This is a genomic window from Halobacteriovorax sp. GB3 (assembly GCF_028649655.1).
In the GTDB taxonomy this organism is placed as follows: domain Bacteria; phylum Bdellovibrionota; class Bacteriovoracia; order Bacteriovoracales; family Bacteriovoracaceae; genus BSW11-IV.
This window is the reverse complement of record NZ_JAQSLN010000001.1, coordinates 353864-369899: the sequence shown is the minus strand read 5'-3', so window position 1 is coordinate 369899 and position 16036 is coordinate 353864. Positions and strand designations below refer to the sequence as shown.

Annotated in this window: 17 protein-coding genes; 7 read left to right on the top strand and 10 right to left on the bottom strand. The window is 36.7% G+C overall.

Annotation, left to right across the window (positions count from 1 at the left end; translation table 11 throughout):
- The first annotated feature begins 106 nt into the window (after positions 1-106).
- Positions 107-499, top strand: a complete 393-nt coding sequence (locus HBN50_RS01825; RefSeq protein ID WP_273867439.1) for a CBS domain-containing protein — start codon at positions 107-109, stop codon at positions 497-499.
- A gap of 58 nt (positions 500-557) precedes the next feature.
- Here HBN50_RS01825 and HBN50_RS01820 read toward each other — a convergent pair whose 3' ends face one another.
- Positions 558-767 (bottom strand): hypothetical protein, encoded by a 210-nt coding sequence (locus HBN50_RS01820; RefSeq protein WP_273867438.1) that lies wholly within the window; start codon positions 765-767, stop codon positions 558-560.
- 39 nt (positions 768-806) lie between these two features.
- Positions 807-2141 (bottom strand): MATE family efflux transporter, encoded by a 1335-nt coding sequence (locus HBN50_RS01815; protein ID WP_273867437.1) that lies wholly within the window; start codon positions 2139-2141, stop codon positions 807-809.
- Positions 2142-2198: 57 nt separating this feature from the next.
- On the opposite strand from HBN50_RS01815, the gene HBN50_RS01810 reads away from it, so the two are divergent.
- Positions 2199-3146, top strand: coding sequence for a LysR family transcriptional regulator (locus HBN50_RS01810; RefSeq protein ID WP_273867436.1), 948 nt, complete (start codon positions 2199-2201; stop codon positions 3144-3146).
- A 4-nt stretch (positions 3147-3150) separates the two neighbouring features.
- Here HBN50_RS01810 and HBN50_RS01805 read toward each other — a convergent pair whose 3' ends face one another.
- From HBN50_RS01805 to HBN50_RS01795, 3 genes are all read right to left on the bottom strand, one after another.
- On the bottom strand, positions 3151-3693 hold the full coding sequence (locus HBN50_RS01805) for a YceI family protein (RefSeq protein ID WP_273867434.1): 543 nt from the start codon (positions 3691-3693) through the stop codon (positions 3151-3153).
- Between the two features lie 96 nt (positions 3694-3789).
- Positions 3790-5082 carry a sensor histidine kinase gene (locus HBN50_RS01800; protein ID WP_273867433.1) on the bottom strand — a complete coding sequence of 431 codons (1293 nt, stop codon included), beginning with the start codon at positions 5080-5082 and terminating at the stop codon, positions 3790-3792.
- Between the two features lie 132 nt (positions 5083-5214).
- Positions 5215-6936 carry a DEAD/DEAH box helicase family protein gene (locus HBN50_RS01795; protein ID WP_273867431.1) on the bottom strand — a complete coding sequence of 574 codons (1722 nt, stop codon included), beginning with the start codon at positions 6934-6936 and terminating at the stop codon, positions 5215-5217.
- Between the two features lie 84 nt (positions 6937-7020).
- On the opposite strand from HBN50_RS01795, the gene HBN50_RS01790 reads away from it, so the two are divergent.
- Positions 7021-7824 (top strand): SDR family oxidoreductase, encoded by an 804-nt coding sequence (locus HBN50_RS01790; protein ID WP_273867430.1) that lies wholly within the window; start codon positions 7021-7023, stop codon positions 7822-7824.
- An 85-nt stretch (positions 7825-7909) separates the two neighbouring features.
- Positions 7910-9301 carry an NAD-dependent epimerase/dehydratase family protein gene (locus tag HBN50_RS01785; RefSeq protein WP_273867428.1) on the top strand — a complete coding sequence of 464 codons (1392 nt, stop codon included), beginning with the start codon at positions 7910-7912 and terminating at the stop codon, positions 9299-9301.
- Here HBN50_RS01785 and HBN50_RS01780 read toward each other — a convergent pair.
- The 3 genes from HBN50_RS01780 to HBN50_RS01770 are packed head-to-tail and all read right to left on the bottom strand — an operon-like array spanning position 9288 to position 10971.
- On the bottom strand, positions 9288-9731 hold the full coding sequence (locus HBN50_RS01780) for a hypothetical protein (RefSeq protein ID WP_273867427.1): 444 nt from the start codon (positions 9729-9731) through the stop codon (positions 9288-9290). The two genes, HBN50_RS01785 and HBN50_RS01780, sit on opposite strands and share 14 nt — an antisense overlap.
- Positions 9732-10325, bottom strand: a complete 594-nt coding sequence (locus HBN50_RS01775; protein WP_273867426.1) for a redoxin family protein — start codon at positions 10323-10325, stop codon at positions 9732-9734.
- Positions 10326-10335: 10 nt separating this feature from the next.
- The gene (locus HBN50_RS01770; RefSeq protein ID WP_273867425.1) at positions 10336-10971 is read right to left on the bottom strand and encodes a hypothetical protein; all 636 of its coding nucleotides are present in this window, start codon (positions 10969-10971) and stop codon (positions 10336-10338) included.
- Positions 10972-11097: 126 nt separating this feature from the next.
- Between HBN50_RS01770 and HBN50_RS01765 the strand changes: the two genes are divergently transcribed.
- Positions 11098-11697: a DUF938 domain-containing protein gene (locus HBN50_RS01765; RefSeq protein WP_273867423.1), complete on the top strand. Its 600-nt coding sequence runs from the start codon at positions 11098-11100 to the stop codon at positions 11695-11697.
- Between the two features lie 5 nt (positions 11698-11702).
- Here HBN50_RS01765 and HBN50_RS01760 read toward each other — a convergent pair whose 3' ends face one another.
- Positions 11703-12386 carry a peroxiredoxin-like family protein gene (locus tag HBN50_RS01760; protein ID WP_273867422.1) on the bottom strand — a complete coding sequence of 228 codons (684 nt, stop codon included), beginning with the start codon at positions 12384-12386 and terminating at the stop codon, positions 11703-11705.
- 85 nt (positions 12387-12471) lie between these two features.
- Positions 12472-14076, bottom strand: a complete 1605-nt coding sequence (locus HBN50_RS01755; RefSeq protein WP_273867421.1) for a hypothetical protein — start codon at positions 14074-14076, stop codon at positions 12472-12474.
- A 141-nt stretch (positions 14077-14217) separates the two neighbouring features.
- Between HBN50_RS01755 and HBN50_RS01750 the strand changes: the two genes are divergently transcribed.
- Both HBN50_RS01750 and ilvA read left to right on the top strand, forming a co-directional pair.
- Positions 14218-14733, top strand: a complete 516-nt coding sequence (locus HBN50_RS01750; protein ID WP_273867420.1) for an FxsA family protein — start codon at positions 14218-14220, stop codon at positions 14731-14733.
- Between the two features lie 75 nt (positions 14734-14808).
- Positions 14809-16017 carry a threonine ammonia-lyase gene (ilvA, locus tag HBN50_RS01745; RefSeq protein ID WP_273867419.1) on the top strand — a complete coding sequence of 403 codons (1209 nt, stop codon included), beginning with the start codon at positions 14809-14811 and terminating at the stop codon, positions 16015-16017.
- Positions 16018-16036 lie beyond the last annotated feature (19 nt).

Sequence of the window (16036 nt, the reverse complement as noted above, 5' to 3'; positions counted from 1 at the left end):
TAGCGGTTATTTATGCGAGTAAACAGTCAAAAACGTGAGATAGGTTATATTTTTTTTAGGCATCTTTGACGATAATTCACTTAAATAGAAAACAAGGAAAAAAATAATGCAAGAACTAAGAGCAACGGCCTATGTCACAGAAAACTTAACTTTTGTTGAGCCAGAGGCCTCAGTTTTTAAAGTGTATGAAATGATGAAGAAAAACCAAATCCATCACGTTCCAGTAATCGCTAATGGTGATGCCATTGGTATTATCAGTGATCGAGACCTTCAATTTGTCACTGTTTGGGGAAATAATGACATGAGCTGTAAAGATATCATGACAAAAGATCCTCTATCAGTAGACACAAATACACCTGTAACTCTTATTGCCAAGCTCATGCTTGAAAAGAAAATCAACTCGATTCTTATTCACAATGAAAGTAAGAAAGTTGTTGGAATCTTCACAACAAGTGATGCTCTTAAATTGATCGGTGATCTTCACGTAGAAGAAGAGTAATCTTCCAACTTGATACATTCCCAAAAAAAAAGGCACTCAGTGAGTGCCTTTTTATTATTTACTTTGCTTTTAGTATGAGAATTTTAACCTTCTTTAGAAGTTGTTCACACTCATCTTGCTCGAGCCCATAAAGCATATGGCTTTCGCTTAGAACCTTCGGATTAGAAGGATTATTTTTATAAGATTGAATTCTATTGTTTAAGTTATTTCTAAGTGTTCTTAGTTTCTTTGGCGCCCATGACTCCAAGTCATCAAAATTTTTCTTCATGACATCTCTCCTTACAGAGAGCTTTGTACCATGGAAGAACTAGATTGTCTTACTGTTAAAAAATTTACTACGAAAGACTAAAATGGCGAGAATTCCAATAGTTACGTTAGCGATGGCCCCCGCGATGAAGATTCCCTCAACTTGATAGTACTGGTCGAGAAAATAGGCCATAGGCACGTAAACAAATCCTACGCGAGAGAAATTGAGAAAGAGCGAGACTTTGGGTCTTCCAATAGCATTAAAGGATGAGTTGATATTGAGCATGATTCCCTCAAAGATGAATGTGAGAATCATGATCACCAAGTAAAAGTGGGCCACGTCTTGCACTTCTTTATTTGCTGAAAATGAAGAGAGAATGTCACCAGAAAAGCAAAGAAAGACGATAAAGGCAAAAACTGACCAAATCATCGTGAAGAGATTTGACGTGGCCATGACTTTTTTTATACGACCAAATTCTTTGGCCCCCCAATTTTGTCCAATAAAAGGTGATAAACTTGCGGCAACACCAATGATGGCGATCATGATGAAGCCCTCAATTCTTGTGGCCACTCCAAAACCTGCCACAGCGTCTTGCCCATGGGAAGCAACCATTTTAGTGAGAAGCGCCATAGACAGTGGAACAACAGCGTTGTTAATCGCTCCAGGTATTCCAAGCTCTAAAATATCTTTCCAATTTTCCCATGTCTTTTTGAAACTTCGAAAGGGCGAAACTAACATGCCAAGTTTAAAATGCAAAAAGTAGAGAGAGGCAATTAAAGTGGCAAGCCGAGAGAAGGCAGTTGCAAGGGCCGCCCCCTGAAGTTCCATCTTTGGAAATCCCAAGAGTCCAAAGATGAATATGGGATCGAGAAGAAAGTTGATAAGACCGGCAACAATCATAACGAGTGCTGGAAATTTAGTATTTCCCGTCGCACGAATAGCGCCATTACCAACCATTGGGATAACAATAAACATCATGGAGAAAAACCAAATCTCCATGTACTCACGAATGAGCGGTAGTAACTCCTCACTAGCTCCAAGTAATCTAAAAAGTGGATCAATGTAAAAGAAGCCTACAAAACTTAAAAGAGTCACAATAATAAATGAAAGAGAGAGTCCATCCGTTGCATACTCTTGAACCTTATCTTGATCACCTCGACCAAGAGCTCTTGAAATCAAGCTCGTCACTCCAAGCCCTAAACCAAAAGCGATACTTCCCATGATTGAAACTACGGGGAAAGTAAATGAAATGGCCGCCAGATATTTATTACCAAGCTGGCTAACATAGAATGTATCAACGAGATTGAAACCAAAGATAGCGAGAATCCCCACCATAAGCGGCAAGCTTAAGTGAATCATGTGCTTAATTTCAGAACCAGTAGTTAATTTGGCCATGAAGATTCTCCTTGAGAACATCTTAAATGTTTTACTAGAAACAATAAATAGCCCATAATGGAAATGATTGTTCTATTTATAGAACAAAGAAGAGAGGTTTTCATGGACTTTAATGACGCTTATTTCTTCCTTAAGATATTGAAATATGGAAGTTTCACTAAAGCTTCTGAGGCCCTTGGCGTACAAAAATCAAAACTTTCAAGACGAATGACATCACTAGAGGACAGCCTTCAAGTTCGCCTACTCAATAGAACCACTCGAACTTTATCACTCACTGAAGAAGGACAGGCCTTTTACGAGAGAATTGAACCTCTCATCGAAGGTCTTGAAGATGCAAAAGATCTCGTTCAATCTCTGCACTATGAGCCGCAAGGAAAACTAAGAATTACCTCCGTCATCGCTCTTGGACAATTTGTCTCGGCCGAAATCATTCCTCAATTTTTAAAGCTCTACCCAAAGATCAATATAGAATTGAATCTCAGTACAATTAAAGATGACATTATTAGTGAGAACTATGATTTAGCTCTTCGACCTGCTCCACTCATTGAAGAAAATTCAAATCTTATTAGTAAAAAAGTTGGGACAGGAAAATTCGTTTTAGTTGGAAATGACGAGTGGCTTGAGAAGTTTCAAAAGGCCACAACACTTGAAGAGATTAATAACTTTCCATGGATCATTAACTCTCATGCTTTAAAAAAATCAAAAGGTGCTTTCCAATTTGCAAAAGATGATGTCACTGTTGAACTACGCCCAAAAAATATTCGTCTATCTGTAAATAACCTCACGATTATTAGAAATGCCGTCGTTCAAGGCCTAGGAATTGGTTATGTACCAAGCTTTATGTTTACAGATGATATTCAAAAGGGAACATTGAAAGTTCTTGTGAAAGAGTATAAAGGTGAAGAGGTTCCCCTCTACGCACTCTATCCATCGAGAGATTATCTCTCACCAAAGACAAAGGCCTTTCTCGACTTTTTAGAAGACAAGAAAGACCTTTTTAAATAAGAAATTATTTTAGGACTACGTCAAATTCAACAGAAACTTTATCATTGATAACTTTGTCACCAAGGTTTTTAAAGAAAGAGCCTGATCCATATTTAACACCAAACTTAGTTCTATCGAAAACAAGTGTTCCTTTGAAGTTCTTTTTATCTTTCTTATAAGTAAATTCAACTGGCTTAGTTTGACCCTTTAGAGTCATATCAGCTTTTACCTTATCACCTTCAACAGACTTGATAACAAGCTTAGATGTTGGGTACTTATTTACAACGAAGAAATCTTCATTCTTCATGTGATTAACAAACTTCGTTGCCCATTCCTTACTTTCGATATCTTCAACAGTAATTCCAGTCATATCCATTTCAAAAGAACCTCCGACGAGCTTATCTTCTTTTAGCTTAATATCAGCGCTTTTAAGAGGTACTTTTCCAAAGTGCTTCTCACCAGTGATCTTAGTTCCCGTCCACTTGAATGTACTTTTTTTAAGATCTACATTGCTAGCAAATGCAGAAAGTGAAACAAGAGAAATTAATGTTATAAAGATGTTTTTCATTTTTACTCCTAAAGAAAACAAATTGCGATTTGACAATCTTACGGGAGAACTTTCTTTGAGTCTCTAGGAAAAAAAGAATTTTACAAAAAATTGACATTAGATAGGCATGATCAGACGAAAAGTACTTCCCTTACCAAGAGAGGACAGAATTTCAATTTCTCCACCGTGTCTTGAAACGATATTGTGAACGAGTTTCATTCCAAGCCCAGTACCTCTTTCGCCTAAACTACCATCTAAACTGACGATATTCTTGCCTTGAACGATTTGCTGAACAAGTTTCTCGTTCATTCCTGGACCACGGTCTTCAACTTCTATAACATAAGCACTCTTGTTCACATTTCCTCTTACGAAAATTTCATTTTCAGAGGGCGAGAACTTAATTGCATTAGATAAAAGATTTCTCACACAAGTCGTCAGCATCTTTTGGTCGTGATCAAATTCAAAAGGTACGATATCAACATTAAATGTTAATTTCTTATTTTGGGCAACTTCTTCGACAAAGTCGACAGCATCAACGATTGTTTGAGAGACACAAGACTTTCTCTTCACAAGCTCCCCTGGGCTCATCTCTGTTAAGGCCCAATCAGTTAAGTCAGTTATAAGAAGATCTAATTTTTTTACAGAGGATACAATCGCAGTTTGATCTTTCATGAGGGATTCGTTGTCTTTATTTCTTTTTAAAGATCTCTCTGCTCTTAAAAGAATCGTCATTAAGGGGTTTCTTATATCGTGAGCGAGAGTTGCGAGAATTTTATCCTTAGCAAGATTAACTTCCTTCAGGCTAAGCTGAGTGAAGTACTCTCTTCTTCTTGTACCTTCAAATTTAACTTTAAAAAATAAGAGTAAAATCTCAATGGCAAGAAGCATAAAGGACATATACAAATGAATCTTTGGACCAAATGTTTTTTCAGGATCTTGAAAGAAGAGAAATGTTATAAAAAGAGCAACACCACAAAGAATCGAAGAGATTGCCCTGCCAGGGAGGATGAGAAAAAAACTACCAACCATCATCATGATACCAGGAAGAAGGGTTAAGCTTGTTCCTTTTGTCCAAATGGTTAAGAGAATAATAACTAAAGTAGAAAGACCTTTCATTGAATCGAGCCAATACTCTAAATTCCTAGGTCTCGTTGCTTCATCTTTGTAGCGAATGAAAAAGCCAATTGAGATAAGAAGGAGAATCACGCGAAGGCTTGTTAAGATATCGGCACTACCAATATAGAAGTGGCGATTATAATCACCGAGAATTCCGGCCCAAACAAAGAAGAAACAACAAGCGAAGTAAGTCTTAAAAATATAAGACTTCGTTGAAGACCATAGTCGATCTTTATAGAGATCTTCCATCTCGACTTCTTCAAACTCTCCAAGCTTAGTTAAATTTGCGTTCATTGTTATTGCTTCCTCTCGAGCAATTATTCTAAACGATTTCGGTTAAATAATCATCATTGAAAAAGATAAGATTGCTCATAAGAAGAGAAATTAGCGATATAAAATCAAGTTTTCTTTAATGAAGTTAAGTACTTAGAAAATCTTTTCGCGCACCTTCCAAAAGCGCTCTTTCTTACGGGCGATCACAAATTTAGGAAAACGAAAAAGACCAATCCCCTTGGCAACTTCAGAAGCTGAATTAAAGAAAACTTTGGCCCCGGGATTTTTCAGATGATAACGAGTGAAAGTATGAAAAAAAGCTGCCTTATGTGATTTTGATTCAAAGAGATAGAACTCACTTAAATAATTCGCATCAACATCATAATAGCGAATCTCAAGTCTTTCACGCGAGTTCTTATCTTTTCCTACACTAATGGCCATATGGTCACATCTCAAGACATGAGCATCTTTTAATTCCATGGCCTCTTTTAACTTTTTATCAGGGTCAACGAGAACAGCTTGGCATTGTCTGCAATTTCTTGCGGCAATATCATTTTCACATCCACATTGTTCACATTCTTTAAAGCGGTATCTAAAGTCACAATATTCTATTTCTCCAGTGTCTTCATCTTCAAAGGCCCCCTGGCATTTTCGACCATAGTGCTCTAAAACCGCCCCCGTTTCGTCTGTCTTGCCCCAGAAGATATTGCCATGACCACAAAGAGGACAAAGAACTTGAACAATTTCACTGTCCCCAGAAGGTTTCGTCTCACCTACTTCAGGCATAAAAATATCGTGATCTTGTCCCGTATAATCGAGAATAAGGCAGTCTTTCTTCCCTTCAAATAAACGAAGCCCACGACCCACAATTTGTTGATACAAGCTAATAGACTCCGTTGGTCTTAAAATCGCAATAAGATCCACATGGGGAGCATCAAAGCCCGTGGTTAAAACGGAAACGTTCACTAAGAACTTTATCTCTTGTCGCTTAAAGCGAGAAATAATTTCTTCTCTCTCTTTTAAATTCGTCTCCCCTACAACCAGAGTCGATTGATCATCAGGTAAATACTCCATAATCTCTTTGGCATGGCGAACAGTAGAAGTGAAAATCATCACACCTTTTCGATCTTTTGCCTGTTCTACGATATGAGCAATAATTCCGGGAGTGGCCCTTTTTTGCTCAAAGAGAATTTCTTCAATTTCTCGAGGTTCAAAGCGTCCCATTGCACCGACTTCTAAGCTAGAAAAATCATAGCAGGCAACAGGGGAATCTATTTTAATTGGAGGAGTTAAATAATTGTGGCGAATCATATAGCTTAAAGGAAGCTCATAAACACAACGCTTAAAAAAGCACTCTAACTCACTCTTTTGTATACCGTGGTAATGATAATTATAAATCCATCCCATTCCTAGTCGGTAGGGCGTTGCCGTTAGTCCCAAGATACAAAGTCTTTTTGAATTTTCTTGTAACTTTGATATGACTTTTTGATACTGAGTATCCGACTCTAAAGAAACGCGATGACATTCATCAATAATCAGAAGACTGAAGTCTTTGAAAAAGTCATCCTTGGCCCGTGCAACAGATTGAATGCTTCCAAATATAACTTTTGATTTTGAATCTTTTCTCGAAAGACCAGCGGAGTAAATTCCGGCCTTCAAATCATAGCTTTCATATTTTCCATGATTTTGTTCAACAAGTTCTTTAACGTGTGCGAGAACGAGAACACGACCTCGTGCAATGCGAGCTAATTCAGCGATTACTAAACTCTTTCCCGCTCCCGTAGGCAAAACGACGACAGCTGGATCAAGTGATTTTTGAAAATGAGATACCGTTCGCTGAACGGCTTCTTCTTGATATGGTCTTAAAGTATACACTCTCCTACACTAGCTTAATTGCAGGCAAATTTGAAGCTTTCAAATTCAATTAAAGCTCATTAAACTATAAAAAAAGGAAAATATATGAAAGCAAATAAAGTACTTATTACAGGTGGAGCATCGGGAATCGGACTACTTCTTGTAAAGAAATACTTGAAGAGAAATTTTAGTGTTGCCATTGTTGATATTAATGAAGAGTCACTAAATAAAATAAAAACAGACAATAAAAAAATTCGCACATTAAAAGCTGACCTAAGCCTTGATGATGATATTGAGAAAGCGAAAGAACTCATCAGAGATTTTCAACCAGATATTTTTATCAATAATGCAGGAATTGTTAGTGGGAAGTCTTTCATTGATTTAACGAAAAAAGATATCGAAAAAACATTTTCAATAAATGTCTATGCTCCCTTTTATCTAAGTGCTGAGGCACTCAAGTACATGCTTAAAAATGATAGTGGGCAAATCGTCAATCTCTGTTCAGCGAGTTCTTATGTTGGAGTTCCAAAGCTCTCAGACTATGCGGCCTCAAAAGCAGCAATTCTCAATATGGATGAAAGCTTACGACTAGAGCTGAAGCAACTGAAAAGTAATGTAACCACAACGGCTGTCTGTCCTTTTTATATAAACACAGGGATGTTTGATGGAGTTAAAACCCGATTCCCTTTTCTCCTTCCTATTTTAAAACCAGAATATGTTGCAGATAAAATCATTAGAGCAATTGATAAGAAAAAACCACGATTAATTATGCCAAGATTTATCTTTAGTATCTTTTTGATAAAAGTTCTCTCTCCTACAATTTTTGATGCTCTTTTAAATTTCTTTGGGGTTAATAATTCCATGGAAGAATTTAAAGGACGTAAGAGCGACTACCTCAACTCTAAGTAAAGATCGATCTCTAGACGGTATTTAGACGAATGATTTTCTAACTTAGATCTAGGCTATAATGATCTTAGTTCAAAAGGAGAGACTCATGGGACTTAAAGTGGCCATTGCCGGGGCATCGGGATTTGTTGGAAATCATCTCATCGATAATATTAAAGAAAACTTTGAAGTACTTGGGCTTTCTCGTTTTTTGCGACAGAGTAAAGACAGTCAAGTTACCTGGCGGGAAGTCGATCTCTTCTCTCTCAATAGTACAAGAAATGGCCTTAGAGAAGCAGATGTTGCCATCTATCTCGTGCACTCAATGCTTCCTTCAACGAGATTGTTTCAAGGTAATTTCAAAGATACAGATCTTCTCCTAGCCGATAATTTTGCTCGTTCATGTATTGAAAATAATGTGAAACAAATTATCTATCTTGGAGGACTCATTCCAAATGGACAATTAAGTGAGCATCTTCAAAGTAGAAAAGAAGTTGAAAACGTTTTAAAAGCAACGGGCATTCCGACAACAATATTACGAGCAGGTATGGTTGTAGGAAAAGGAGGTTCCAGCTTTGAAATCCTTCGATCTCTTGTGAACAATCTGCCTTTTATGGTCTTACCCAACTGGACACAGAATAAAACGCAAGTCATCTATATTGATGATCTCATTAACATTATCTCAAAGTGTATTGGAAACCAAGAACACTACGATAAAACCATCGATGTTATTAATGGGGAAAATCTCACCTATGAGCAATTGATAAGGACTCTTGCTGACAAGGGAAAATTAAAGCGAGCAATGCTCTCTGTTCCAATAAATTCGGTTAAATTCTCCAAACTCTGGGTTACCATTTTTGGGCAATCAACATTTGAACTCGTTTCACCACTTGTCGATAGCTTACTTTGTCACTTTGACTCCCACACCCAATCACCATTTATTAGAGAGAATATTGAATATCGAACTTTTGCGAAAATGATCGAAAAGATAAATTCGACAACTGTTCGTGAAAAAAGATCGAGAATAAAAAGAAAACTAAAAGAATCGAACTCAGTACGTTCGATACAACGACTTCCAAAAATTAAAGATATTGACTGTAAATTTATTGCGAAAGAATATATTGAATGGCTACCAATTTATATGAAGACTTTAATTCATGTGAAAACAAATGAACAACATGACGAGATTATGTTTCATTTGTCATTTATGCCTAATACGCCCCTATTGATTCTTAAGTATATTCCAGGTAAGTACGATCAAGATCGTCAAAAATTTCACATTATCGGAGGTCTTTTATCAAAGACGACTCACACTGGTTGGCTCGAATTTAGACAAGTTTTGAATAAAGAATATACGATTGCGGCCATTCATGAATTTATTCCTTCACTACCTTGGTACATTTATATTGTAACCCAAGCACCTATGCACAAAATCGTTATGGATGCCTTCACGAAGCATTTAAAAGAAGAAAGTCCCATTTTAAGAACTAAAACCTCTTAACAGTACCTGTCTCAAAGTCATATTTCTTCCGGTAGAAGGGATAGTAGATATTAAGATAAAGAATAGGATAAGGAGCATGCTCTCTTTTTTCAATGAAGTGAAACTCTTCACAGAACAGACAGGGATAGGGCGTTCTCTTCTCTTTAAACCATTCTCTCTGCTCTTTAAAGCTTAATACTCTCACTTTTCTTCCCTGTTCTTTTAAGGCAAATCCACCATAGGCATCAAAATAGTAAAAGAGACTAAAAAAAGAAATCAGAGAACCAATAAGATAGCGTGAAAAAGGAGCTTTTTCTTTTTTGACTAAACGTAAAACGGTAAGAAAAAGATCGATAAGAATAAAAAGAGAAATAAAACTAAGAGACAATGGCCCAAGTAAAAAACCTAGGCCGATACAAAATAAGATTTGAATTAAAACTAACTTGACCACTTATTTAACGAGTAGATTTGCGATTTCAAAGGCCTTCACCATATCAGGTAATTGAGTTACTTCAGAAATAAATTGCATATAGCGAATATATCCCTTCGCATCGAGAACAATCACTCCCCTTGCAAGAAGCTCCTTCTCTTTCATCATAACACCTGTGCTGCGTCCAAATGTTCCGTTAGCATAATCAGAAAGGTAGCGAATATTAGTTAACTTCGCCTCTTTAGCAAATCTCTTCTGTGCCATTGGAAGATCGCGACTAATACTGACAAGATCAATTCCTTTTTTAAGCATATCTGTTTCGCCTAGAATGTGGGACTGGGCTTCACATACTGGCGTATCAATTGAAGGAACAACATTAATGACAGTAACTTTATTATTAAATTCAAATGGAAAGTTAATCGTCTTCATAAGATCGACAAAATTACTTCCAACTTTTAAAGGGTGCTTGCCCTTATACAAAGAAACATCTTTTCCCCCAAGTGTGACATTTGAACCCGGTTGGATGTTGTCTTTATTGACAGGAATATTTTTATCATACGTACTTGCGCAACTGACTAGTCCCAATAACAAAATTATCTTAATAAAAACGTTCATATCTCTCCCTCTATTTAATATCTTCTAGATAGTCTTTATATTCTTTTGAAACTTTTTGTTTATTCATACTCAGAGTTTTCTCCATTGCTTGGATAAAGCGAACAGGCCACTTTTTTTGAATAATATTTGAGACCCAAGAAGGAATCACCCCGCCCATATCTCCAATAAAGCGAAATTCAATATGTGTTCCCTTTTCAATTGGCTTCAAGGCCACATCAAGTAGTTGAACATTGGCCACAACATGGGAGTCATCAGCATATGAAGAATCATCAAATTGGCTTGCTTTAAAATGAACGACATCACCGTTCTTAATGATCTCACCTGTTAGAAGAAACTCTCTATCGTAAAAAGGCCAAGGAGTAGAATAGTACTCACTAAAAACATAACTTCTTTTATTGAGTTGCTTATGGAGCTTAACGTCTTTAAGCTTTGGAGACCAATCCTTTTTCATTTGATAATCAAGTAAGAGCTGTACAAATTTTTCTTGCTCATAAGTTGAATCAAAAGTTGCTTTAAAAGGAATAATTCCATCTTTTTGTTCTTTGAGTTTAAATAATTTTACACCCTCATACTCTTGAACAAAAACCCACTCAGAAGCAAAAGTAGAAGTGACTAACATTAACAAAACTAAAATATAGCGCTTCACGCGTCCTCCAATCTATCGAAGTCATTTATTGCTATAACATTACAATGCTTTTAGCGTGACTTGGCAAATTTAAGACAGCGCAACATTTCATTGACCACCCTCGATGCATTCTCCATAATAATAACTATGACAAAACCATACTCCGCAGCATGTGAGCGCAATAAGAAACCTATTTTTGAGATTTTAAAAGAACTCATCAAAGATCAACATTTAAATATTCTTGAGATTGGCTCGGGCACAGGGCAACATGCCCTTTATTTCGCCGAAAATCTTCCAAATATCACGTGGCAAACCAGTGATCTTCTTGAAAACCACCAAGCAATAAAAAGCTGGATAAACGATCAAGAAGATCTCGTAAATATTTTATCACCTCTTCACTATCAAGCAGGTCAAACGCCTTTACCTGCTGAGGACTATGATCTCTATTTCAGTGCGAATACACTGCATATTATGTCTTTTGATCAAGCAAAGGTTCTCTTTCAAGACCTAGGTAAGAATTTAAAAAATGGTGCTCTGTTTGCTTATTATGGCCCTTTTAATTACCAAGGAAGATTTACCAGTAAGAGCAATGAAGAGTTTGATCAATTTCTGAAAATGAAAGCGCCTCATATGGGGATTAGAGACTTTGAAGAAGTTTGTGAACTCCTCCTTAAAGAAGGGATAGAGTTACTAGCTGACCATGAAATGCCAGCTAATAACCGAATGCTTATCTTCAAAAAAAAATAATACTCTTAATCGAGAAGTTTAATCACTTCGCTCGGCTCAGCTCTCTTTGTATAGTCAGCCTCGGCAAAAGCGTAAATAATTTGACCTTTTTTGTTGATCACATAAGTTCCAGGAAGAGGAAGTTCGAAGTTCTCGTTTCCTTGGTTCTTCTTTAAATCAATTCCAAATTTTGTATAGAGCTTCTTAAGTTTTTCATCAAGCTTAAAGGCCAATCCAAATTTCTTCGCAATTTGATTGTCTTTGTCAGAATAGATTGGAAAAGTAAGTTTATGATTTCTTTTAGTCTTAGCAATTTCTTTTTTTGTATCGGGAGCTAGAACAATGAGCTTTCCACCTTTTTTAAGAATTTCATCGTAATACTTTTGATACTCTTTTAATTGCATCATACAGTATGGACACCAGCTACCTCTATAAAAGCTAACAATGATTTTTCCATCTTTATAAAATTCGCTAATATCTTTTCCATCAATAGAAAAGCTTGGAACAATTGTATCTTTTTTAAGAGAAGCCTCAGCAATTCCCGCCTTCTGTAGCTCTTTTAGAGCATCATCCATCACTTTTTTGACCTCATCTGGTCTTTTCTTATTAGCATTATCTTTTCTTTGATCCAATCTCTGTTGGAGTGTCGAATCGGCGAATGTTTGAAATGAAAAAATGGCACTCAAGGCCAGTATTAGAATTGATTTCATTGGAGCTCCTTATCTAAAGGTATTCTCCTTTAGAATCGACTTGAGAGTCAATGAAACAATTGTAAGGTCATTGTAAACTTTTAAGTTATTGAAGAAATCTCAAACCAATTTCATCGAGATAATCGGAGACAAAGTCTCGATCATTGGTATAGCTATTGCCTTTTGATCTTCGGCAAAAATCTTGAAAATGCTTCTCATTATTCTTATCGACAGCATAAAATGAATTAAAATATGGAGATTTCAAAAATAGAGACGAACTTCCTAAATTAGAATCTTTACAAGAGAGGGCTCCATTGATCACATTTTTTACTATATCTTTAGATTCAAACTGATCATATGATTGAACTAATTCTTCTTTAAGATTTGTAAAAAAGAGAGATTTCATTTTTCTCATGAGCGATGGCCTAACTTTAACATTCGAGGCAATCCCCTTAATTTTTAAAAGGGCCAACTCTTCTAAATTCATATTGAACTTTTGCCCTAGCTGAACAGCAAATAAGCTTTGCTTAAGGCATGTATTCAATTCTTTTTCGTTCTTATCATGCTTGTAGGACTGTTGAACAAAGAATGTCTTAATTAAAAGCGGATGACACATATCGACTGCTTCATAGGCATAGGCCTGTTCTTCTCTGTCTTTTAAAGAGATCGAATCAACGATCTGCTGAGCTTTAGCAATGACAGATCTATCCTCGCATTTTAATTCATCGAGATACTCTACACCTTGAAAAATAAGTGTTTTTATATATTCATATTTCTTAGGGGCGATCTCTCTTAAAAGTTCTGGACGATAACGATAAGAGACAACAGCTTCAGCGAAGTCTTCAAATGGATTCGTTTCACCATAGAGCGATACTTGATTGCTCTCTCTTCTAGTCCATTGATCACCATCGGCCCTCTCCCAACCTGAGAGCTTTAACCAATCAGTTTCAACATCCAACTTGAAATTAATCGCAAAGCGATGGGCCACTTCATGAAACACATGTTGCTCTCTTTTCCAAGAAGGCTCTTTAAGCCAATTGCCAAAAAATGACATCGTAGCATCCGCAATAGCTGTTTTGCTCTCAGGATGTTCTACACCTTTTGGATAGCGAATAAATTGTCTATTGGATTCTAACGGAAAAACAAAATCAGGATATTGCTCTAGGGCCCTTAGAGCATCATCAATTTCATCATGATTAAAAAATTCTGCCTCTTTAAAAACATAAGGCGAACTATTAAATCCATACTTTGAAAGTAAAAAGGCTTGCTTAAGAGAGACTTCTTTTGATGGGGCAAGATTCTCTAAGGCACATAAGGCTTTTTTACATTTTTTTATACTTTGAATGCGTATCGATTCATCTTTTACAAGATTGTGGAAAGTATCTTTTTGATAAATGAGTTTTTCTAAGAGATCCAGATGATAGGAGTCACCTTCAATTTCTTGACCTGCAATCAATCGCTTTTCTTTTTTTCCAACCGCCTTTTCGTTTAAAAATTTTTCGATCTCTAAAATACTTGGAATTTCTCTTTTACAGTGAGGATTTCTCATGGCCTTTTCATCGGCCACATTCCAAGTGAGTTGGAGAATCGTTTCTAAGGAAGAGTCAAAAGGAGCACTTGGCGTATCATTCATCTCTGCGCAACCATCATGCGCAGCAGTGTTCAATAAACACAAAAAAGAAAATAGAATGATAAGACATTGTAATCGCATAAGTCTCTCTTAAAAAACCTTATGATCTTATCGGAAATATCACCTAATTTCTTGAACTTAGAAAATATTTTCAATAGCTTACCTTGACAATAATAGAGGCAATCCCATCTTATGTTTTTAAGTGAAACAAACTGAGGTTATATGTTTTCAATATTAGTTCTCCTTTTTACCGTCATTCCCGCTCTAGAAATTTATTTACTCTTTTCTATTGGTGGTCAAATTGGTGGTCTCAATACCCTATTTATTGTTCTTCTCACTGGTGTGATTGGTGCTAGTCTTGCAAAAACACAAGGCCTTGCCATTCTCTCTAAAATGCAAAAAGACCTAGAGCAAGGAGCCCTTCCGGCCGATCAAATAATTCATGGACTACTCGTCTTTGGTGGCGGTCTCCTTCTTTTAACTCCGGGGTTTCTAACAGATATTTTTGGACTATCGATGGTTTTTCCTGGAACAAGACATCTATTAGCTGTTTTCTTAAAGTCTTACTTTCAAAAAGCAGTCGCAAGCGGAAATGTTCAATTTAGTACTTTTGGACGTGGTGGAGGCTTTAGCTACCACTCACAAGGCACCAATCCTTACAACACTCAAGAACCCCATTCGAGAGAGCCACGTCAAGTTGCACCAGACACTTTTGAAGCAGAGTATAAAAAGAAATAGACCTCTGTTTTTCTTTTCTAAATCCACTCTATGTTTTAAGATGCATCCATAAAACTCTAGAGTGGATTTGAGCATATGATTGAATTTAAAGATATCCTTGATGCAAAAAGTCGAATTGAAGACCAAATCATCAAGACCCCAACAACCTATTCAACACTCCTAAGTGAACAAACGGATTGTTCCGTCTTTTTAAAGTTAGAAAATCTACAACTAACAGGTGCCTACAAAGTAAGGGGTGCTCTCAATCGTCTGGAGAAGCTAACTCAAGAGGAAAAAGACAATGGTGTCATTGCCTCTTCTGCTGGAAATCATGCTCAAGGTGTCGCTCTTGCGGCCAAGAAACTTGGTATTAATGCGACAATTGTCATGCCTGAAACGACTCCTCTTTCTAAAATTCAAGGAACAAAGAAATTTGGAGCGAAGGTAATTCTTCATGGAAACTTCTACGATGAAGCCTATCAAAAGGCCTTAGAAATCCAAAAAGAAGAAGGACAGACCTTCATCCATCCTTTTAATGATCCAGATATTATCGCCGGTCAGGGAACGATTGGAATAGAGATCTTTGAGAGTGTTAAAAATCTCGACGTCGTTATTATTCCCATTGGTGGAGGCGGTCTGATTTCAGGTGTCTCACTCGCACTTAAAACTCTCAATCCTAAGGTTCGTATTATTGGAGTTGAAGCCGAACAAATGCCGGCCATGAAGGAAAGCATTGCAAAAGGTAAAATCGTAGAAATTCCTAAAAAGAAAACAATTGCTGATGGTATTGCTGTAACAACTGTTAAAGAAAATACATTCAAACTTGTTCAAAAATATGTTGATGAAATTGTCACAGTGACAGAACTTGAAATGGCCCACGCCATTGTGAAGCTTTTAGAAATTGAAAAGGTTCTTGTAGAAGGTGCGGGATCAACTGGCTTTGCAGCCCTGAGTGCTGGCAAGATCAAAAATGTTGATGGAAAAAGGGTTGGAATTATCGTCAGCGGTGGAAATATTGATCTCAACTTTCTCTCTAAAGTTCTTGAACGAGGACTTTGCGAAGATGGTCGAATTTGCAATCTAAAGATTATTGTTCCAGATGCTCCGGGAATTATTAGTGATATCTCCTCACAAATTGCAAAACACGGAGCAAACATAGTCGATATCTATCACAACAGAACATTCTCAAATACTCACCTTGGGGAAACAGCTGTCCACTTTACTTTAGAAACAAAAGGACACGATCATATCAAAGATATAATTGAGGCCATTGAGTCAATGAATTTAGTGGTATCGAGCTCCTAAATTGACATTTCTCTGACAC